This window comes from Streptomyces sp. CB02400 (assembly GCF_001905725.1).
In the GTDB taxonomy this organism is placed as follows: domain Bacteria; phylum Actinomycetota; class Actinomycetes; order Streptomycetales; family Streptomycetaceae; genus Streptomyces; species Streptomyces atrovirens.
Window position 1 is genome coordinate 99,130 of record NZ_LIWB01000021.1, and the last position, 20,150, is coordinate 119,279.

At 72.1% G+C, this 20,150-nt stretch carries 16 protein-coding genes; 12 read left to right on the forward strand and 4 right to left on the reverse strand.

Going from position 1 to position 20,150, the window contains the following annotated elements; genetic code table 11:
- Window positions 1–112: 112 nt before the first annotated feature.
- A complete protein-coding gene (gene gabT, locus AMK33_RS34700; protein ID WP_073936994.1) occupies window positions 113–1,447 on the reverse strand; it encodes a 4-aminobutyrate--2-oxoglutarate transaminase in 1,335 nt (444 codons plus the stop codon).
- Between the two features lie 330 nt (window positions 1,448–1,777).
- Here gabT and AMK33_RS34705 point away from each other — a divergent pair, with 330 nt between their 5' ends.
- The 3 genes from AMK33_RS34705 to AMK33_RS34715 all read left to right on the forward strand — a co-directional run bounded on the left by AMK33_RS34705 (window position 1,778) and on the right by AMK33_RS34715 (window position 7,788).
- Window positions 1,778–4,174, forward strand: a complete 2,397-nt coding sequence (locus tag AMK33_RS34705) for an ATP/GTP-binding protein (RefSeq protein WP_073936995.1) — start codon at window positions 1,778–1,780, stop codon at window positions 4,172–4,174.
- Window positions 4,175–4,301: 127 nt separating this feature from the next.
- A complete protein-coding gene (locus AMK33_RS34710) occupies window positions 4,302–5,858 on the forward strand; it encodes a PucR family transcriptional regulator (RefSeq protein WP_073936996.1) in 1,557 nt (518 codons plus the stop codon).
- Between the two features lie 484 nt (window positions 5,859–6,342).
- A complete protein-coding gene (locus AMK33_RS34715) occupies window positions 6,343–7,788 on the forward strand; it encodes an aldehyde dehydrogenase family protein (RefSeq protein WP_073936997.1) in 1,446 nt (481 codons plus the stop codon).
- A gap of 76 nt (window positions 7,789–7,864) precedes the next feature.
- Here the strand turns inward: AMK33_RS34715 and AMK33_RS34720 are convergent, their stop codons facing one another.
- Window positions 7,865–8,581, reverse strand: coding sequence for a DUF4190 domain-containing protein (locus AMK33_RS34720; protein ID WP_073936998.1), 717 nt, complete (start codon window positions 8,579–8,581; stop codon window positions 7,865–7,867).
- Between the two features lie 115 nt (window positions 8,582–8,696).
- On the opposite strand from AMK33_RS34720, the gene AMK33_RS34725 reads away from it, so the two are divergent.
- From AMK33_RS34725 to AMK33_RS34735, 3 genes are all read left to right on the forward strand, one after another.
- Complete coding sequence (locus AMK33_RS34725; RefSeq protein WP_107425306.1) at window positions 8,697–9,815, forward strand: adenosine deaminase; 1,119 nt, start codon at window positions 8,697–8,699, stop codon at window positions 9,813–9,815.
- Window positions 9,816–9,834: 19 nt separating this feature from the next.
- On the forward strand, window positions 9,835–10,545 hold the full coding sequence (locus AMK33_RS34730; protein ID WP_073937000.1) for a glycerophosphodiester phosphodiesterase: 711 nt from the start codon (window positions 9,835–9,837) through the stop codon (window positions 10,543–10,545).
- Window positions 10,546–10,694: 149 nt separating this feature from the next.
- A complete protein-coding gene (locus AMK33_RS34735) occupies window positions 10,695–11,849 on the forward strand; it encodes a serine hydrolase domain-containing protein (protein WP_073937001.1) in 1,155 nt (384 codons plus the stop codon).
- Here AMK33_RS34735 and AMK33_RS34740 read toward each other — a convergent pair.
- Together AMK33_RS34740 and AMK33_RS34745 are read right to left on the reverse strand one after the other, a co-directional pair.
- Complete coding sequence (locus tag AMK33_RS34740; protein ID WP_073937002.1) at window positions 11,842–12,363, reverse strand: hypothetical protein; 522 nt, start codon at window positions 12,361–12,363, stop codon at window positions 11,842–11,844. The genes AMK33_RS34735 and AMK33_RS34740 overlap by 8 nt on opposite strands.
- 108 nt (window positions 12,364–12,471) lie before the next feature.
- Entirely contained in the window at window positions 12,472–13,911 is a 1,440-nt protein-coding gene (locus tag AMK33_RS34745; protein ID WP_073937003.1) for a gamma-aminobutyraldehyde dehydrogenase, read from the reverse strand.
- 207 nt (window positions 13,912–14,118) lie between these two features.
- On the opposite strand from AMK33_RS34745, the gene AMK33_RS34750 reads away from it, so the two are divergent.
- The 6 genes from AMK33_RS34750 (at window position 14,119) to AMK33_RS34775 (ending at window position 20,117) form a co-directional block, all read left to right on the forward strand.
- Window positions 14,119–14,637 carry an Lrp/AsnC family transcriptional regulator gene (locus AMK33_RS34750; protein ID WP_073937004.1) on the forward strand — a complete coding sequence of 173 codons (519 nt, stop codon included), beginning with the start codon at window positions 14,119–14,121 and terminating at the stop codon, window positions 14,635–14,637.
- A 2-nt stretch (window positions 14,638–14,639) separates the two neighbouring features.
- Window positions 14,640–16,013, forward strand: coding sequence for an aspartate aminotransferase family protein (locus AMK33_RS34755; protein ID WP_073937005.1), 1,374 nt, complete (start codon window positions 14,640–14,642; stop codon window positions 16,011–16,013).
- A 217-nt stretch (window positions 16,014–16,230) separates the two neighbouring features.
- Entirely contained in the window at window positions 16,231–16,980 is a 750-nt protein-coding gene (locus AMK33_RS34760) for an ABC transporter ATP-binding protein (protein ID WP_073937006.1), read from the forward strand.
- Complete coding sequence (locus AMK33_RS34765) at window positions 16,962–18,284, forward strand: hypothetical protein (protein ID WP_073937007.1); 1,323 nt, start codon at window positions 16,962–16,964, stop codon at window positions 18,282–18,284. Before AMK33_RS34760 ends, AMK33_RS34765 begins: the two co-directional genes overlap by 19 nt.
- 110 nt (window positions 18,285–18,394) lie before the next feature.
- Window positions 18,395–18,802, forward strand: a complete 408-nt coding sequence (locus tag AMK33_RS34770; RefSeq protein ID WP_073937008.1) for a VOC family protein — start codon at window positions 18,395–18,397, stop codon at window positions 18,800–18,802.
- A 193-nt stretch (window positions 18,803–18,995) separates the two neighbouring features.
- The gene (locus tag AMK33_RS34775; protein WP_073937009.1) at window positions 18,996–20,117 is read left to right on the forward strand and encodes an LOG family protein; all 1,122 of its coding nucleotides are present in this window, start codon (window positions 18,996–18,998) and stop codon (window positions 20,115–20,117) included.
- Window positions 20,118–20,150: the final 33 nt, after the last annotated feature.

Here is a 20,150-nt window from a genome sequence, read left to right on the forward strand (position 1 = left end):
GCGACAGGGCCAACGGGCTCCCGTCATCCACCTCGCACACGTTCTTCACACGCTCTGCCGCTCGTCGGCCCCGGCGGTCCGGGGCAGGCGGCTCACCTGCCCCGATGCCGGCTCAGATGCGCGCGAACGCCTGCTCGATGATGTCGAGGCCCTCGTTCAGCAGGTCCTCGCCGATGACCAGCGGGGGCAGGAAGCGCAGCACGTTGCCGTAGGTGCCACAGGTCAGGACCAGCAGGCCCTCCTGGTGGCAGGCCTTGGCCAGCGCGGCCGTCGCCTCGGGGTTCGGCTCCTTGGTGTCGCGGTCCTTGACCAGCTCGATGGCGATCATCGCGCCCCGGCCGCGGACGTCGCCGATGACGTCGAACTTCTCGGCCATGGCGGTGAGGCGGGCCTTCATGACGGACTCGATGTTCTTCGCCCTGGCGTTGAGGTCGAGCTCCTTCATCGTCTCGATCGCGCCGAGCGCACCCGCGCAGGCGACCGGGTTGCCGCCGTAGGTGCCGCCCAGGCCGCCGGAGTGGGCGGCGTCCATGATCTCGGCGCGACCGGTGACGGCAGCGAGCGGCAGGCCGCCCGCGATGCCCTTCGCGGTGGTGATCAGGTCCGGGACGATGCCCTCGTCCTCGCAGGCGAACCACTGGCCGGTGCGGCAGAAGCCGGACTGGATCTCGTCGGCGACGAAGACGATGCCGTTGTCCTCGGCGAACTGGCTGATCGCGGGCAGGAAGCCCTTGGCCGGCTCGATGAAGCCGCCCTCGCCGAGCACCGGCTCGATGATGATCGCGGCCACGTTCTCGGCGCCGACCTGCTTGGAGATCTGGTCGATGGCCTGCGCGGCGGCCTCCGGACCCGCGTTCTCCGGGCCGGTCGGCCAGCGGTAGCCGTAGGCGACCGGGACGCGGTACACCTCGGGAGCGAACGGGCCGAAGCCGTGCTTGTACGGCATGTTCTTCGCGGTCAGCGCCATGGTGAGGTTCGTACGGCCGTGGTAGCCGTGGTCGAACACGACGACCGCCTGGCGCTTGGTGTACGCACGCGCGATCTTGACGGCGTTCTCGACGGCCTCGGCGCCGCTGTTGAACAGCGCGGACTTCTTGGCGTGGTCGCCCGGGGTCAGCTCGGCGAGCGCCTCGGCGACGGCCACGTAGCCCTCGTACGGCGTGACCATGAAGCAGGTGTGGGTGAAGTCGGCGAGCTGGGCGGAGGCACGGCGGACGACGGCCTCGGCGGAGGCGCCGACGGAGGTCACGGCGATGCCGGAACCGAAGTCGATCAGCCGGTTGCCGTCGACGTCCTCGATGATGCCGCCGCCCGCGCGGGTGGTGAACACGGGCAGCACGGAGCCCACGCCCTGCGCGACCGCGGCAGTGCGGCGGGCCTGCAGCTCCTGCGACTTCGGTCCGGGGATGGCGGTGACGACGCGGCGCTCCTGCGGAAGTGCGGTCATGCGGGGCTCCTGGGGGGTGTTTCGGACGCTTGCGTTCTTTTCTCGCAGGCTAGGGCGGGGAGCGGGGGGTGGGCATGCTCCATGTGGGCGTTGTCGGGGGTTCCGGGTTGTCCTTGGTGGACATAGCGGGGGTGGGTTGTGCTCACCCGCGCTTGCGGGGTGCCGCTGCGCCCACCCGTGCCGCCCTGGGGGGTGCCTTCCAGGCCCTTGAAGCACTGGAGGAGGCACGACCGCCCGCAGCTCGGGCCGTGTATGCGGTGAACTCGCTCTGTCAGGGCGTTAGATTGGCTCGCTGATGGCGGATGGAGCGGCAGCTCAGGGGGCAAGGCGATGAACGACGACGGTACCCAGGACGCGCGGGGCACGCACGCGAACCCCGTACCGCGCCCGGCCGACCCCCCGGACATCCCGGCGACACCCCCACGCCCGGCCCGCGCCCCAGGCACACCCCCGCCTCCGCAGCAGTCCCCCGTCACCGCCTGGCTCGACGAGGAGCGGCCGGCCGCCCGCCCGGGGATCTGGCGGTTCGGCCACCGCCCCAAGGAGATCCGGGAACGCATCGCCCCGGTGACCGTCGCCGGCATGTTCATCCCGGTCGTCCTGGCACTCGGGGTGTGGTCCCTCTGGAGCAGCGGCTACTTCCCGTACAAAGGCACCCTGTTCCGGATGTTCACGCCGGATGACTGGTGGTACGAGCTGTCGCTGGTGCCCCGGCCGGTCGAGGGCCGGACCGTGACGCTTCCCGGGGAACACGCCAGGCTGGTCGCCGACGGCCTCCTCTTCGGCGCGCTCGTCTTCGGAGTCGGCGTACTCGGCAGTTGGCGTGCCATCGTCCGCCACTACATGAACCGCTTGCCCCGCCCGACACAGCTCCTGATCTCTGGCTGCCTCGCCCTCCTGATCCTCAGCTTCGTCTTCCCCGACGCGTTTCCGGGCCTCGGCTGGTTCGAGCTGCCGGTCCTGGTCCCGCTGCTCTCCCTGACCGCGTTGATCACGGACAGCTACGAGCCGATGAGCTCCGCCTTCTTCACGTACTCGCTGTACACGGTCGTCACCCTGCTCGTGCTGTGGCCCTTCGCCCGCCTCGGGGGCTGGCTGCCGTACGCGAAGGCGCTGTTCGCGCCTCCCCCGACGGGCACCGCCGTCGGTAAGACCGCGTTCGACCGCCCCCGCTCGCAATGGCCCGCCCTCCACGACGCTGGGCAGCACGAGGCCGCGGAGGTGCTCACCGCAGAGGTGAACGAAGGCCGTGCGAACGACGTCGACTGCGCCCGCATCGAGCACGCCTTCGCCGTCGCCCGGCGCGGCGCCACGCTGGCGGCCTTCAGCGACACCGTCCTGCGCCAGGGCGGCGCGGCCTGGACGCATCCTTCCGGCGCCCGGGACCTGCCGCACCGGACCGCCCGTCACGACCTGCTCGCCGGTCAGGTGCGCATCGGCCGCTGGGTGGCGGCCGAGCGCGCGCCCCAGCCGTACCACGACGCGGGGGCGGCTCTCGGTCCGGACGTGCTCGGCACCTCGCTGCTGGCCATCGGCCCCTCCGGGTCCGGCAAGACCCGCACCCTCGTTGAGCCGGTGACCGAGGCGCTCGCGCTGCAGGCGCTCACCGGGCGCTGTGCCGTCGTGGCCGTCTCCGCCGCCGGCAACCCCCTGGGCAGGGACGACGCCTTCGACGTGATCGTGCGGATCGGTGATCCGTCCTCGGTGCACGACCTCGATCCGTACGCCGAGTCCGACGATCCGGACGAGGCGGCGGCGATCCTCGCCGAGGCGCTGACCGGCGACCTCGACACGGTCGGCACGCAAGGCGCCACCACCGCGCTGGCTCAGCTCCTCGGCCCCTTCCGCGCGGTACGGGGGCGCTTCCCCACCCTGCCAGAGCTGCGCGAGTTGCTGGAGGGTGACGAGGGGACCCTGACCCCGCTGCGGGAGGCGCTGGCCTCGAGTGGGAACGATGTCATGCGCCGCGAGCTCGACGCGCGGCTGCGCCAGACCGGTACGTTGGGCGATCCGGGCCAGCTCCTGGCCGACCGGCTGGCGTTGCTGAACAGGCCGGTGTTCACGGACTTCTTCGGCGGGGGCGGTCCCAGTCGGCCGTTCTCCCTGCGCGCGGTCGCACACCATCCCCTCCGTGTGCGGATCGACCTGCCGGAGCATGGCCACGAGGAAGCCGGACGGCTGATCACCCGGCTGGTCCTCGCCCAGTTCCACGCCGTCGTACGCGAGAGCCGGCGCACCCACTTCGCCTGTCTGGTCCTGGACGACGCGACGGACACGGTCACCGCGGAGTCGGTGCGCCGCATCCAGCGGCTGCGGTCGCAGAACGCGGGCGTGCTGCTCACCCTGCGCACCGTTGGTGACGTCCCCGAGGCGCTGCACGGACCGCTCTACGGCGCGGTGGGCTGCCGTATGGCGTTCTCCGGTGTCACCACCTGGGACGGCAACCGGTTCGCGCAGACCTGGGGCACCGAGTGGGTGGAGACGACGGAGATCGCCAAGCACACGGTCTTCGCGGACCAGCCGATGACGCGTTTCCTCCACGCGCTGCGCAAGTGGCTGACGGGCAAGGCGGTGACCACGGACGCGGTCACCGTGAAGCAGGTCGAGCGGGAGCGGTGGTCCGCCTCCGAGCTGGCGCACTCCGTGCCGCCCGGGCACGCCGTGCTGTCGCTGACCGACGTCAAGGGCGAGCACGCGCCGCCGCTGCTGGTGGACCTGCGGGGGTGAGCCGTCCGGTCCGGGCGGCCGGGGACCGTACAGTGAGGCAGAATCGACACAGGCCGTTCATACGCGGCGGCCAAAAGATCACCGAGTTCTCACACACCCGACGCAGACCCGAAGGCCCAAGGCACCCATGCCCCCGACGCTCGCCTCGCTCGTCCACCACTCCGCGCTCAAGCTGACCGTGCGCGCGGGCGAGGACCGCCTCGACGTGCCGGTCCGCTGGGCGCACGCCAGTGAGCTCGCCGACCCCGTGCCCTACATGGAGGGCGGGGAACTCCTGCTGATCACCGCGCTGAAACTCGACGCGGAGGACCGGGAGGCGATGCGCCGCTATGTGAGGCGGCTGGTCGGGGCGGGAGTCGTGGGCCTCGGATTCGCCGTCGGCGTCCACTACGAGGACATCCCCGACGCCCTGGTCGACGCGGCCCGCGCGGAGGACCTGCCACTCCTCGAGGTGCCGCGCCGCACCCCCTTCCTCGCGATCAGCAAGGCCGTGTCCGCCGCCATCGCCGCCGACCAGTACCGCGCGGTGACCGCGGGCTTCGCGGCCCAGCGGGAACTGACCAGACAGGCCCTGACCGAAGGCCCGGAGGGGCTGCTGGCCGCGCTCGCCGCGCAGGTCGACGGGTGGGCCGCGCTGTACGACGCCTCGGGCGCCGTCGTGGCCACGGCACCGGAGTGGGCGGGCCGGCGCGCCGCGCGGCTCACCCCGGACGTGACCCGGCTGCGGGAGCGGTCCGCGCCCGCCTCCTCGGTCGTGGCCGGACCGGAGAACGAGGACCGGGTCGAACTGCACTCCCTCGGTACCGGCCGACGCCCCCGCGCGGCGCTCGCCGTCGGCACGGCCGCCGCCCTCGGCACCGCCGAGCGGTACGCCGTCCACTCCGCCATCGCCCTGCTCACCCTGACCACGGAACGCTCCCGCTCGCTGCACGCCGCCGAGCAGCGCATCGGCGCCGCCGTGCTGCGCATGCTGCTCGCCGGGGAGCCGGACCACGCCCGCGCGGTGGCCGGGGACCTGTACGGCGGCCTTCTCGACGCGCCCTTCCGGATCATCGTGGCCGCCGGGGGCGAGGCGAACGGGGATGCCCTCGGAGCCCTCGCCGAGGTCGCGGAGTCCGCCGCCGCCCGCTCCGGGGAGGTGGTCCTGGCCGTGCCGGAGGGGAACCGGCTGGTGATACTGGCCTGCGACGGCGGCGCCGCCGTGGCCGCCTGCTGCGACCACGCCGCCGCGCGGGAGGCGGCCCGCAAGGCCGACGACGACGAACTGGTCGTCGGACTGTCCGCACCGGCCGGCCCGATCGCCGCGTCCACCGCCTACAAGCAGGCCGAACAGGCCCTCTCGGTGGCACGGCGGCGGGGGAGGGTGCTGGTGGAGCACGAACACATGGCCGCGGGCTCAGTGCTGCCGCTGCTCGCCGACGACGCGGTCAGGGCGTTCGCCGACGGGCTGCTGCGCGCCCTGCGCGAACACGACGCGACGGGCCGCGGCGACCTCGTCGCCTCCCTCCGCGCCTGGCTCTCCCGCCACGGCCAGTGGGACGCGGCAGCAGCCGACCTGGGCGTCCACCGCCACACCCTCCGCTACCGCATGCGCCGGGTCGAGGAGATCCTCGGCCGCTCCCTGGACGACCCGGACACCCGCATGGAGCTGTGGCTGTCCCTGAAGGCGACGACAACGGATTGACGCCCTCATCCGCCCGGGGGCGGGTGATTCCGGTCCGTACTGCTCCGCGGTGCCACGGGTTCCTGTTTCACGGGCCTCTGCCGGCCGGTGAGCGTCGGTCTTACATGGCCTCCACAGGCCTGACTTCCCACCCGTCCGGCGACAGGCCGGGCAACCCCATCACCCGGCCCGGCAATCTCAGCCCTTCTCCTGCGGACCTCCAGGTCGCCATGGACCCCTCCCAGCCCGTCCGTCCCCCTCCCTCCCAGCCCGTCCGGCGTTTGAGGACAAGGGGCTCTGGGGCGCAGCCCCAGGGACGGGACGGGAAGGGGCGGCGGGGGCGAAAACCCAAAAGCCCGCACCCCCACCCCACCCCGCCAAACCGTAGAACCCCCACACCCCCACCACTACGACTCGGCCAAACTCCACCCCCCGCCCTCCGCCCTACCGTGGACCCAGCAGCCCACCCACACACCCCCAACCGCGGAAGGGCCGGAACCCGCACATGACTTCCACCACCGCCTTCTGGCTCGCCGGCCGCCAGGCCACCGGCGAGACCACCTTCGACGTCACCTCCCCCTGGGACGGCCACACCGTCGGCACCGTGAGCGTCCCCACCGACGCCCAGGTAGAAGACGCCGTCTCCGCCGCCCACGCCGTCCGCGAGGACTTCGCCGCCACCCCCGCCCACACCCGCGCCGCCGCCCTCGACCACGTCAGCCGCCGCCTCGTCGAGCGCACCGAGGAGATCGCCCGCCTGATCTCCGCCGAGAACGGCAAGCCGGTCAAGTGGGCCCGCGGAGAGGTCGGCCGCGCCGTCTCCGTCTTCCGCTTCGCCGCCGAGGAGGCCCGCCGCTTCAACGGCGGCGAGGCCCAGCGCCTGGACACCGACGCCGGCGGCCAGGGCCGGCTCGCCTTCACCCGCCGCTTCCCCAAGGGCGTCGTCCTCGGCATCGCGCCGTTCAACTTCCCGCTGAACCTGTGCGCCCACAAGATCGCCCCCGCGATCGCCGCGGGCGCGCCGATCATCCTCAAGCCGGCGCCCGCCACGCCCCTCTCCGGCCTGATCCTCGGTGAACTGCTCGCCGAGACCGAGCTGCCCGCCGGCTCCTGGAGCATCCTCCCGGTCCCCAACGACCGCATGCCCGCCCTGGTCCAGGACGAGCGCCTCCCGGTCATCTCCTTCACCGGCTCCGAGACCGTCGGCTACGCGATCATGGACTCGGTGCCGCGCAAGCACTGCACCCTGGAGCTGGGCGGCAACGGCGCGGCCGTCGTCCTCGCCGACTTCGCGAGCGACGAGGACCTGGACCGGGCCGCGCAGCGCATCGCGACCTTCTCCAACTACCAGGGCGGCCAGTCCTGCATCTCCGTGCAGCGCGTGATCGCCGACGCGTCGGTGTACGACCGGCTGCTGCCGCGCATCGTCGCCGCCGTCGAGGCGCAGGTCACCGGCGACCCGAACGACGACGCCACCGACGTCGGCCCGCTGGTGAGCGAGGCCGCCGCGCAGCGCGTGGAGTCCTGGGTCGACGAGGCCGTCGCCGCGGGCGCCACGCTGCACACCGGCGGCAAGCGCGACGGCGCCTCCTACGCGCCGACCGTGCTCACCGACGTACCGGCCGACGCGACGATCTCCTGCGAGGAGGTCTTCGGACCGGTGCTGACCGTGCAGAAGGTGGACGGCGAGGCGGCGGCCTTCGCGGCCGTCAACGACTCCAAGTACGGCCTCCAGGCGGGCGTGTTCACGCACGACCTGCAGACCGCCTTCCGGGCCCACCGGGCCCTGGAGGTCGGCGGTGTCGTCATCGGCGACGTGCCGTCCTACCGCGCCGACCAGATGCCGTACGGCGGCGCCAAGCAGTCCGGTGTGGGCCGCGAGGGCGTGAAGTTCGCGATGGACGACTACACCTACGAGCGGGTGATGGTCCTGACGGGCCTCGCGCTCTGACCCACCCGCGAAGGACCGACGGCCCGAGCCCGCTGTGCGGGGGCTCGGGCCGTCGGTCCTCGGCGACCGGTGTTGGTCAGCGGAAGGCGGGAGCGGTGACGGCCGGGCGGTGGGCGCCGTAGTAGTCCTCGTCCTCCCAGCCGTCCTCCTCGCTGTTGATGGCGGCCACGACGCCGATCGCTATCAGGACGATCACGGCGATGCCGAGGACGAGGCCGATGATGCCCGTGATCAGGCCGGCCTGGGCCTGCCCGTGGTTGTCGGCCAGGCCCTGCTCGGCCTTCTGGCGGCCCTTGATGCCGAAGACGATGGCGAGGATGCCGAGGACGACGGAGACCACGCCGTAGAGGCAGAACAGGCAGCAGGCCAGGATGCCGAGCACCATGGCCGCGACCCCCATGCCGTTCTGCCGCTGCATCGGCATGCCGGGCCAGCCGTAGCCCGGCGGGTAGCCGGGGTATCCGTAGCCGCCGGGTGCGCCGGGACCGGTGGGCGCGACGGGCGGCGGGGGCAGCGCGGAGCCCGGGGCGTCGAACGGCGTGGCGCCGCCCGGGGGCATGCCCCCGGCGGGCGGGACGAAGCCGGCACCCGGCATCCCGGCGATGGTGGGCTGGTTGTGCACGGACGGCGGCTGCGGCGCGGACAGCCCGTCGGCGACGGTCGGCGTGGCCGGTGACTGCGGCGGCCGGCCGGCGCCGGACGTGCGGTCCTTGTCCAGTGAGGTCCTGTCCTCCGGGGCCGCCCAGGGGTCGTCGGCGCCCGTGTCCCCGCCCGGCTGCGTCGCGTCCGTCATCTGGAGTTCCCCCTCGGCCCTCGATCGTCCGGCCATGCTACGGCTCCGCCGCCCCGTACCGCCCCGCGCCCCCTTCTCCGACCGCCTACGATGACCCCGAGTCACCGATCAGCCGATCATCCGCGTCCCGCCGCTCGCGCGGTCGAAGGGGCGCCGTTCCGGGGAGGAACCCTTGACCGACCGTCTCGTCGAGCCGCGCGTCCCACACGATCTGCGGGCCTTCATCGCCGGGCTGCCGAAGGCCGAACTGCACGTGCACCACGTCGGGTCCGCCTCCCCCCGCATCGTCTCGGAGCTGGCCGCCCGCCACCCCGACTCCAAGGTCCCCACCGACCCCGAGGCCCTGGCCGACTACTTCACCTTCACGGACTTCGCCCACTTCATCGAGGTGTACCTGTCCGTCGTCGAGCTCATCCGCACCCCCGAGGACGTACGGCTGCTGACCTACGAGGTGGCCCGTGAACTGGCCCGGCAGCAGGTGCGGTACGCCGAGCTGACCATCACCCCGTTCTCCTCCACCCGGCGCGGCATCGACGAGCGTGCCTTCATGGACGCGATCGAGGACGCCCGCAAGGCGGCCGAGGCCGAGTTCGGGACGGTGCTGCGCTGGTGCTTCGACATTCCCGGCGAGGCCGGGCTGGAGTCCGCCGAGGAGACCGTGCGGCTCGCCACCGACGACCGGCTGCGCCCGGAGGGCCTGGTCTCCTTCGGTCTCGGCGGGCCCGAGATCGGCGTGCCCCGGCCGCAGTTCAAGCCGTACTTCGACCGCGCGATCGCCGCCGGGCTGCACTCCGTACCGCACGCCGGCGAGACCACGGGACCGGAGACGGTGTGGGACGCGCTCAACGAGCTGGGCGCCGAGCGCATCGGGCACGGCACCAGCTCCGCCCGCGACCCGAAGCTGCTCCAGCACCTGGCCGAGCGGCGCATCCCGCTGGAGGTGTGCCCCACCTCCAACATCGCCACCCGCGCGGTGACCGACCTCGACGAACACCCCATCAAGGAGTTCACGCGGGCCGGCGTCCTGGTCACCGTCAACTCCGACGACCCGCCGATGTTCGGCACCGACCTCGACAACGAGTACGCGGTCGCCGCGCGGCTGCTGGAGCTCGACGAGCGGGGTCTGGCCGGTCTGGCGAAGAACGCGGTCGAGGCGTCGTTCATGGACCCGGCCGGCAAGGCGCGGCTGGCCGCCGAGATCGACACCTACACCGCGTCCTGGCTCGCCTCCTGACCATCCGCGAAGGGCCGCCATGCAGAACGTGACCGCCGTGGCCCACCGCGGCGACCCCTACCGCGTCCGCGAGAACACCCTCGCCTCGCTGCGGTCCGCGCTCCACCGGGGCGCGGACGCGGTGGAGATCGACGTACGCCTCACCCGGGACGGCGTCCCGGTGCTGCTGCACGACGGCACGCTGAAGCGGCTCTGGGAGCACGACCGTCCGCTGCTGTCGCTGTCGTGGGAGGAGGTGCGCGCGGTCACGGACGACGGGGTGCCCACGCTCTCCGACGCTCTGGCGGCGACGGACGGCGGCCGGGTGATGATCGACCTGCCCGGCACGCCGGACGTCCGCGCGGCGCGCCGGGTCGTGGACGCCGTGCGCGAGCGGGGCGCCCAGGACCGCGTGTACTACTGCGCGGGCGCCTGCGCCATGCTCGCCGTGCGCGCGGCGGACCCGTCCGCCGAGATCGCTCTCACGCGTACGACGCTGGCACCGGCCCGCGCCGGTCTGCTGGAGGCGATCCGTCCGCGCTGGCTGAACTACCGCTTCGGCCTGGTCGACCGCGCGCTCGCGGACCGTGTCCACCACGCCGGTTATCTGCTGTCCGTCTGGACCCCGGACACCCGCCGCTCCATGCGCCGCCTGCTGTCCCTGGGCGTCGACTCGATCACCACCAACCGCATCGACGTGCTGTGCGCGCTGCGTGCGGCCGGGGGCCGGCCGGGGCGGCAGGCACCCTAGGGACAACCCCTGACAACTCTCCTGCACGCCCAGGGGAGTCGGTCGGGGGTGCGCCAGGGCAGGCGCCCTCCCTGACGACGATCCGGAGGCGGCCCGCACGGCCGGAGGATGATCACGTCCTTCCGCCGAACTCCCCCGAGGAGCAGCCGATGCACGCCCGCCGCCGTACCACCCTGCTCGCCGCCTCCCTCGTCCTCGCCCTGGGCGCGGGCCCGCTCGTCGCGCCCGCGTTCGCCTCCTCCGCCCCGCGGGCGCCCGTGTGCACCACCGCACCGTCCCACCAGGCGCTGTGCGAGGCGATCGGGGGGCTGCCCGACGCGACCACGACCGCCGCGCTGGTCCGGCTGGGCGGTACCGAGGGTTCCTGGCAGGGCAGTTCGGGGGTGCGGGACCTGGTGAGCGGCCGGGCGGCCGACCCGGACGCGCGGTTCAGGGCCGGTTCGACGACCAAGGTGGTGACGGCCGCCGCCGTCCTCCGGCTCGCGGCGCAGGGCGAGGTCGACCTCGACGCGTCGATCGAGCGTTATCTCCCCGGTCTGCTCGGTCCCGAGTTCGAGGAGCCCGTCACCGTACGGAACCTGCTGAACCACACCAGCGGCATCCAGCCGGGCGTCAGTTGGGGGAACACCTTCGAGGAGCAGTACGCGCACCGCCGCGACACGCTCACCCCGCAGCGGGTCGTGGAGTCGGCGGTCGCGAAGGGACCGGCGTTCGACGCCGGTGAGCAGCAGCAGTACCTCAACATCAACTACACGATCCTCGGCATGCTGATCGAGAAGGTGACCGGGCACTCGTACGCCTCCGAGGTGGCCCGGCTGGTGCTGCGCCCCGCCAGGATGCGGCACACGTACTTCCCCGGCACCGACCCCCGTATCCGCGGACCGCACCACCACGGCTACCAGGCGGTCTCCCGGCCGGACGGGACGACCCGGCTGGTCGACGTCACCGAGTGGAACGTGGCCGACCGCTGGGCGGCCGGGGACATGATCTCGACCACCGCCGACCTGGAACGGCTCGTCACGGCCCTCTTCAGCGGACGGATCGTGCCCGAACCGCAGTTGCGGGAGATGTTCACCGTCCCGGCGGGCATCGAGGGCGCCGCCCACAGCGCGGGCCTGACCCGCCTGGAGCTCCAGGGCACGGTCTACTGGGGAAAGAGCGGTGCCCGCCCCGGCTACAGCACGATGCTCGCCGCGACCGAGGACCTGGGCTTCACCCTCGTGTACTCGCTCTCCGACACCGACGCGAAGGACACGGCGTCGAACCCGGTCGCCGACCGGATCCGGGAGGCCGCCCTCACGTAGCGAGGGCGGGTGCCGTGTTCGGCGTGAGCGCCTCCAGCCGCTTGATCTTCTGGCGTACGACGTACAGCGGGATCACTCCGAACACTCCGAACGCCATGTCGATGACGCTCCACCAGAAGGGGATGCCCCGGACCGGGCCGCAGACGAGGGCGAGCGGGATGATGCCGGCGCAGGCGATCATGCCGAACTCGATGACCCAGATGTTGCGGACGGGGTCGCGGTAGGGGCCGTAGAAGGCGACCGCGATCACGAGGTGCGCGAAGGCGAGCCAGTCGGTGCCGTAGAGGAGGAAGGGGTACTCGGCGTCGGCGGTGTCGAGCCCCTGGCGTACGCGCTCGATCCAGCCCATGAGGGCGGGGAGGTGCTCCGGCGCCGACAGGGACCGGAGCAGGTCCTCGGTCCAGCGCAGTTCGTGCACCAGCGGGAAGGCCGTGACGCCGCTGAGCACCAGGCAGACGACGAAGAAGACCAGCCAGGCGCGAATGCCCTTGAGCAGGGCGGCTCTGTCGCTCATGGCAGCAGCGTACGCCGAGAGTTGAACATGTTCAAAAACGGGGTTCGGTTCCTGGAGACACGTCGGCCCCGGACGGTGGTGCACCGTCCGGGGCCGACGCTTCGACGCTTATCCGTCCAGGGACGTCATCACGTGCTTGACGCGCGTGTAGTCGTCGAAGCCGTACGCCGAGAGGTCCTTGCCGTAGCCGGACTTCTTGAAGCCGCCGTGCGGCATCTCCGCGACCAGCGGGATGTGGGTGTTGATCCACACGCAGCCGAAGTCGAGCTTCTTGGACATGCGCATCGCGCGGGAGTGGTCCTTGGTCCACACCGAGGAGGCCAGCGCGTACTCGACGCCGTTGGCGTACTCGACGGCCTGGTCCTCGTCGGTGAAGCGCTGGACGGTGATGACCGGGCCGAAGACCTCCTTCTGGACGATCTCGTCGTCCTGGTTGAGGCCGGAGACGACGGTCGGGGCGTAGAAGAAGCCCTTGTCGCCGACGCGCTTGCCGCCGGCGACCACGCGCGCGTGCGCCGGCAGCCGCTCGATGAAGCCCTCGACCTGCTTGAGCTGGTTGGGGTTGTTGAGCGGGCCGAAGAGGACGTCCTCGTCGTCCGGCATGCCGGTCCTGGTGTCGGCGGCGGCCTTGGCGAGCGCGGAGACGAACTCGTCGTGGATCGACTCGTGGACGAGCACGCGCGTGGCGGCCGTGCAGTCCTGGCCGGCGTTGAAGAAGCCCGCGACGGAGATGTCCTCGACGGCCTTGGCGATGTCGGTGTCCTCGAAGACGACGACCGGGGCCTTGCCGCCCAGCTCCAGGTGGACCCGCTTGAGGTCCTTGGACGCGGACTCGGCGACGGACATGCCCGCGCGCACCGAACCGGTGATGGACGCCATCGCCGGGGTGGGGTGCTCGACCATCAGGCGGCCGGTGTCGCGGTCGCCGCAGACGACGTTGAAGACGCCCTTGGGGAGGATCGAGCCGAGGATCTCGGCGAGCAGGACCGTGGAGGCCGGGGTGGTGTCCGAGGGCTTCAGGACGACCGTGTTGCCCGCGGCGATCGCCGGGGCGAACTTCCACACGGCCATCATCATCGGGTAGTTCCAGGGCGCGACCTGGGCGCACACGCCGATCGGCTCACGGCGCACGAAGGAGGTCAGCCCCTCCATGTACTCGCCGGCGCCCTTGCCCTCCAGCATCCGCGCCGCGCCCGCGAAGAAGCGGATCTGGTCCACCATCGGCGGGATCTCCTCGGTGCGGGTCAGCCCGGTGGGCTTGCCCGTGTTCTCCACCTCGGCCGCGATGAGTTCCTCGGCGCGCTCCTCGAAGGCGTCCGCGATCTTCAGCAGGGCCTTCTGGCGCTCGGCCGGGGTGGTGTCGCGCCAGCCGGGGAACGCCTCGGCGGCGGCGGCCATCGCGGCGTCCACGTCCGCCTGCCCGGACAGCGGAGCGGTCGCGTACGCCTCGCCCGTGGCGGGGTTGACCACCTCGGTGGTCCGTCCGTCGGCGGCGTCCCGGAACTCCCCGCCGATGTAGTTGCGCAGACGACGCAGCTCGGTGCTCACTGCAGGCCCTCCTGGTGTTCCTCGTGGGTGTCCGAGGTGTCTGGGGTGTCAAGAAATGACCGGTGTCCAACCTCTGAGACACCCACCCTAAACCGACGGCAGACGTTTTCAACACCCCCACCCACTCCACTCCTGCGAAATCCGCAAGCTGAGACGTCTCAGACAACGAAATTCATCGATCGAGCCTTGCGAAACTGTCGATACGTCGTGCACAGTGACACCGTGGCCAGTCGAAGCGCAGACCCGAAGGACTCCCGCGAGTCCAAGAACGGCGGCGGTCCCCAGTTGGACGCCGTCTCCCTCGCCATCATCGAGCAGCTCCAGGAGGACGGCCGCCGGCCGTACGCCGCCATCGGCAAGGCCGTCGGCCTGTCGGAGGCGGCCGTGCGCCAGCGCGTCCAGAAGCTGCTCGATCAGGGCGTGATGCAGATCGTCGCCGTCACGGACCCGCTCACCGTGGGCTTCCGCCGCCAGGCGATGGTCGGGGTCAACGTCGAGGGCGACGTGGAGTCCGTGGCCGACGCGCTGACCGCCATGGACGAGTGCGAGTACGTGGTGATGACCGCGGGCTCCTTCGACCTCATGGTCGAGATCGTCTGTGAGGACGACGACCACCTTCTGGAGGTCATCAACCGACGCATCCGGGCCGTTCCCGGAGTGCGCTCCACCGAGAGTTTCGTCTACCTCAAGCTCAAGAAGCAGACCTACATGTGGGGAACCCGATAATCGTGAGCACCGACCGCCCCCAGGACCTCAGCAAGTCCGCGTACGACCACCTGTGGATGCACTTCACCCGCATGTCCTCGTACGAGAACTCCCCCGTCCCCACCATCGTCCGGGGCGAGGGCACCCACATCTACGACGACCGGGGCAAGCGCTACCTCGACGGCCTCGCGGGCCTGTTCGTGGTACAGGCGGGCCACGGCCGTCAGGAGCTCGCGGAGACCGCCTCCAAGCAGGCCCAGGAGCTGGCCTTCTTCCCCGTGTGGTCCTACGCCCACCCCAAGGCCGTGGAGCTGGCGGAGCGGCTCGCGCACGAGGCGCCGGGCGACCTCAACAAGGTCTTCTTCACCACCGGCGGCGGCGAGGCGGTGGAGACCGCCTGGAAGCTCGCCAAGCAGTACTTCAAGCTCGTCGGCAAGCCGACCAAGTACAAGGTCATATCCCGCGCGGTGGCCTACCACGGCACCCCGCAGGGCGCCCTGTCCATCACCGGACTGCCGGCCCTGAAGGCCCCGTTCGAGCCCCTCGTCCCGGGCGCGCACAAGGTGCCCAACACCAACCTCTACCGGGCGCCGATCCACGGCGACGACCCGGAGGCGTTCGGCCGCTGGGCCGCCGACCAGATCGAGCAGCAGATCCTCTTCGAGGGCCCGGACACGGTCGCCGCGGTCTTCCTGGAGCCGGTGCAGAACGCCGGCGGCTGCTTCCCGCCCCCGCCCGGCTACTTCCAGCGGGTGCGCGAGATCTGCGACCAGTACGACGTGCTGCTCGTCTCCGACGAGGTCATCTGCGCCTTCGGCCGGCTGGGCACCACCTTCGCCTGCGACAAGTTCGGCTACGTCCCGGACATGATCACCTGCGCCAAGGGCATGACCTCGGGCTACTCCCCCATCGGCGCGTGCATCGTCTCCGACCGGCTCGCCGAGCCGTTCTACAAGGGCGAGAACACCTTCCTGCACGGCTACACCTTCGGCGGCCACCCGGTCTCCGCCGCGGTGGGCATCGCCAACCTCGACCTGTTCGAGCGCGAGGGCCTCAACCAGCACGTGCTCGACAACGAGGGCGCCTTCCGCGCGACCCTGGAGAAGCTGCACGACCTGCCGATCGTCGGCGACGTCCGCGGCAACGGCTTCTTCTACGGCATCGAGCTGGTCAAGGACAAGAACACCAAGGAGTCCTTCGACGCCGACGAGACCGAGCGCGTGCTGTACGGCTTCCTGTCGAAGAAGCTCTTCGAGAACGGCCTGTACTGCCGGGCCGACGACCGCGGCGACCCGGTCGTCCAGCTCGCCCCGCCGCTGATCTCCAACCAGGAGACCTTCGACGAGATCGAGCAGATCCTGCGCGCGACCCTCTCGGAGGCCTGGACCAAGCTGTAGGCCAAACGAGGTTCCGATCTTCCCTTTGGATGATCAACACCGGCCCCGGTGCCGCCCGTTCGAGTGAGAAACGGGCGCCCGGGGCCGTGTGCTGTCCGGCCTCCCGCCGCGGCCTGCCTAGCGTTCCAGTGACCGATCGGCCCTGCCTTCGTTCCCCCGGACGGGGGATTTACCCGAAGAGCGCACGACATTTCCGATCCGAACCGAGGTGTACGCCATGGTGGCCCCACCGGACAACGACGTGCTCTGGGCGCGAGCCCTGCACTACCGGTACGACGACGGCTCACCCGGACTGAGCGGGGTCTCGCTCGGCGTCCGGGAGGGCGAGATCCTCGCCGTCGGCGGCCCGCGCGGCAGCGGCAAGACGACCCTGCTGCGCTGTCTGTCCGGCCTGCTGCCCGCGAAGAACGGCGAGGTCTGGTTCAACAGCGTGCCCGTGCACACCATGAGCCCCGTCGCCCGCGAGCGGCTGCGCCGGGACCGCTTCGGCTGGATCGACCCGGAACCGGTGCTGGTGCCCGAGCTGAACGTCTGGGAGAACGCCGCCCTGCCGCTGATGCTGCGCGGCACCGACCGGCGCCGCGCCAGGACGGCGGCCCTGGAGTGGCTGGAGCGCCTCGACATCGGCGACAAGGCCCGCAGGCACCACGGGGAGCTGACGCAGGCGGAGCGACAGCGGGTGTGCATCGCCCGCGCCCTCGCCCCGGCGCCCTCGGTGCTGTTCGCCGACGAGCCGACCGCCCCGCTGTACCGCGTCGACCGCGGTCACGTACTGCGCACGCTCACCACGGCGGCCCGCTCGCACGGCATCACCGTGGTCCTCGCGACCCACGACGCGCAGACCGCGGCCCTCGCCGACCGCACCGTGTCGCTGCTCGACGGGCGGCGGGTGCGCACCGTACATCTGCCGCCGGTCGCCGGGGCGGCCGAGACGGAAGGCCGGGCGGCGTGCTCGCTCTCCGTCTGACCCGAAGCGCCCACACCGCCGTCCAGCTGCGCCGGCTCCTGGTCGCGGCCGCGTCCGCGGGCACGGGCTTCCTGCTGCTCAGCACCCTCGGCCACGCGCTGGGCCACCCCGACCCGGCCTCCTCGGCGCTCCGGCTGGCCTGGTGCGCGGTCCCGCTGGCGGCCACGGTGTACTTCGCGATCGCGGTCGCCCGCACCGATCCGGGCACCCGGCCCCGGCCCGGTCTGTCGGCGATCGGTCTCGGTCCCGCCCGGCTGATGGCGGTCTCCGCGGCCACCACGGCGCTGTCCTGCGCGCTGGGCTCGCTGCTGGCCCTGCTGGTCTTCCTCCAGTTGCGCGGCGACCTCACCGGCATGCCCTCCGACGGCGCCGCGACGGACTTCCTCGCCACCGGACGGCCGCTTCCGCTGCCGGCCGCCCTGACCCTGCTGGCGCTCGTGCCGCTGAGCGCGTCGGCGGCCGTGGCGGTGGCGCTGCGGCCGCGTGAGCCGGTGGCGGGCGCGGCCGCGGGGCGGACGTACGGCAGGTTCGGCGCGTACCGGCGTACACCGGTACGCGCGTCGTTCGGGGCGTACGGACGGTTCGGCAGGCAACTGGGAGCGGCGGCCCGCGGCCGGCGTACGGCCGAGGCGGTGCCGGAGCGGGAGGGCACGGCGGAGGAGGTCCCCGGGGCGGCCGCCGGCACCGAGCCCGCCGACGCCGGGCCCGCCGTGCCGCTCACGCCGCCGTCCGGGCTGCCGTGGGGCATCGCGGTACTGGCGGTGGGTCTGGCCGTGGAGGCCTTCGCGAGCCGTACGGGCGGCGGGGGCACGCCGGGCGACCGGCCCTCCGCGCTGCTCGGTCTCGCCCTGACCGCCGTCGGTCTCGCCCTGGCCGGTCCCGGCCTCACCCATCTGTGCGGCAGGCTGCTGCAGACGGTACGGCCCGGCGCGCTGCGGCTGCTGGCCGGGCGGGTCCTGATGACGGAGGCCACGCGCATCGGACGCCCGCTGGGCGTGGTCTGCGCGGTGCTGTCGGCCGCGTACGCCATGGCCTCGCTGCACGACCGCGAGGACGCCTCCGCCGACCCGCTCGTCGTGCTCGGGGTGCTGCTGGTGGCCGGCTGCACGACGGCGACGCTGCTGACGGCCGCCGTCGAGGCCAGGCAGGCCCGCGCCGGCACCACCGCCGCGCTGCGGCGCCTCGGGGCGGCCACGGGGACGCTGCGCCGGGCCGCCGTGCTCCGCGCGGGTGCGCTGCTCGCCCTGTTCGGGCCGTTGGCCCTGGTCGTGGCCGAGCTGTCGGCGTGGCCGCTGGCCCGCTGAGGAGTCGTCCGAAAACCGGTCCGGAAAAAATCTCCGCGGGCCGATGAGTTCCGCGCGGGCCCCCGGTCTACCCCACGAACGCTACGGAACCAACCGGGAGAGGCCCCGCCATGTACCAGCAGATGATCTTCGTGAACCTGGCCGTCAACGACCTCGACGCCTCGAAGAAGTTCTTCACGGAGCTCGGCTACTCGATCAACGCGCAGTTCAGCGACGAGACCGCCGCGTCGGTCGTGATCAGCGACACGATCGTCGCGATGCTGCTGACCAGGCAGAAGTACGCGGAGTTCACCAAGAAGGAGATCGTGGACGCCGCGAAGAGCAGCGAGGTGCTGCTGGGGCTGAGCGCGGAGAGCCGCGAGAAGGTCGACGAGCTGGTGGAGAAGGCCGTCGCGGCGGGCGGCTCGGTCGCCGGCGAGACCCAGGACCACGGCTTCATGTACGGCCGCGCCTTCGACGACCTCGACGGCCACACCTGGGAGGTCATCTGGATGGACCCGGCCGCGGTGCAGGGCTGACGCGCACGCGGGCCCAGGGGTGCCGTCCGGATCCTGCCGGGGTCGCGGGCCCCGGCACGCACTCTCCCGGAGGGCGCCGAGCGGCGCTGGCGCCGGCTGCCGGCTCCCCACGCCCGACTGCGCCCGGGTCGACCACGAGGCGCCGTCGCCTGAAGCCGACCTGGTCCGAACGACACCCCCTTAGCATGGGCGGGTGCAGACGAGTCCCGCCCATGCCGTCCATCACGGGGACCGCGAGATAGAGACGCTCGAGGAGTTCGACGCGATCGTCTCGTCCCGCGGCACGCTCTCCGGATTCCGTGTCCAGTCCGTCGACCTGACCGACCGGACACGGGAGTTGCTCACCAACGACACCGCCGGAGCCGTCTTCCTCGGCTGTCCGATGCGCCCCGACGCGGCGGAGAAGCTCCGCGCCGACGGCGCCCTGGTGCTCCCGCCCGTCCCCGGCCTGCCCTTCGACCCGTACCGAGGGCATCTCTACACGCCCGGCGACCTGTTCGCCTCGCTCGACAAGGGCTACGAGGCGACCCCGGACGCGCTGGCCTACACCTGGTTCCAGCGGACCAAGGCGGACGGCGACATCTTCGCCTCCATGCTGCGCGCGGTCCACGACGACTCCATGTCCGACGCCCTCGACGAACTCCTGCGCGGAGCACGGGTCGTGGGCGTGATGGGCGGTCACGCGATGGCCCGCGGCACCGAGGAGTTCCGGGGTGCCGCCCGGCTCGGACGGGCACTGACCCACGCCGGGTTCACGGTGGCGACGGGCGGCGGTCCGGGCGCGATGGAGGCGGCGAACCTCGGCGCCTACGCGGCCCCGTACGACGACGCCATGCTGGACGAGGCCTGCGAACTCCTCGCCTGCGCGCCCTCGTTCACGCCGTCGATCACCGACTGGGCGCGTGCCGCCTTCGAGGTGCGCACCCGCTGGCCGAAGGGCAACCACTCGATCGGCATCCCCACCTGGTTCTACGGCCACGAGCCGCCGAACGCCTTCGCCTCGCACATCGCGAAGTACTTCGCCAACGCCACCCGCGAGGACGGGCTGCTGGCCCGCTGCGACGCGGGCGTGGTGTTCCTGCCGGGTGCCGCCGGGACCGTACAGGAGATCTTCGACAACGCGACGCCGAACTACTACGGGTCGCGCGGTGAACCCACGCCCATGGTGCTGGTGGACCGGGCTCACTGGACGGAGAGGCTGCCGGCCTGGCCGCTGCTGCGGTCGCTCGCCCGGGAGCGCTCGATGGAGGCCCGGATCGCCCTGGTCGACCGGATCGAGGAGGCCCCGGAGACCTTGAAACGTCTGGGCTGTTAATAAGAAGGCAAAGCCCGGTCCCACTGTAGGCAT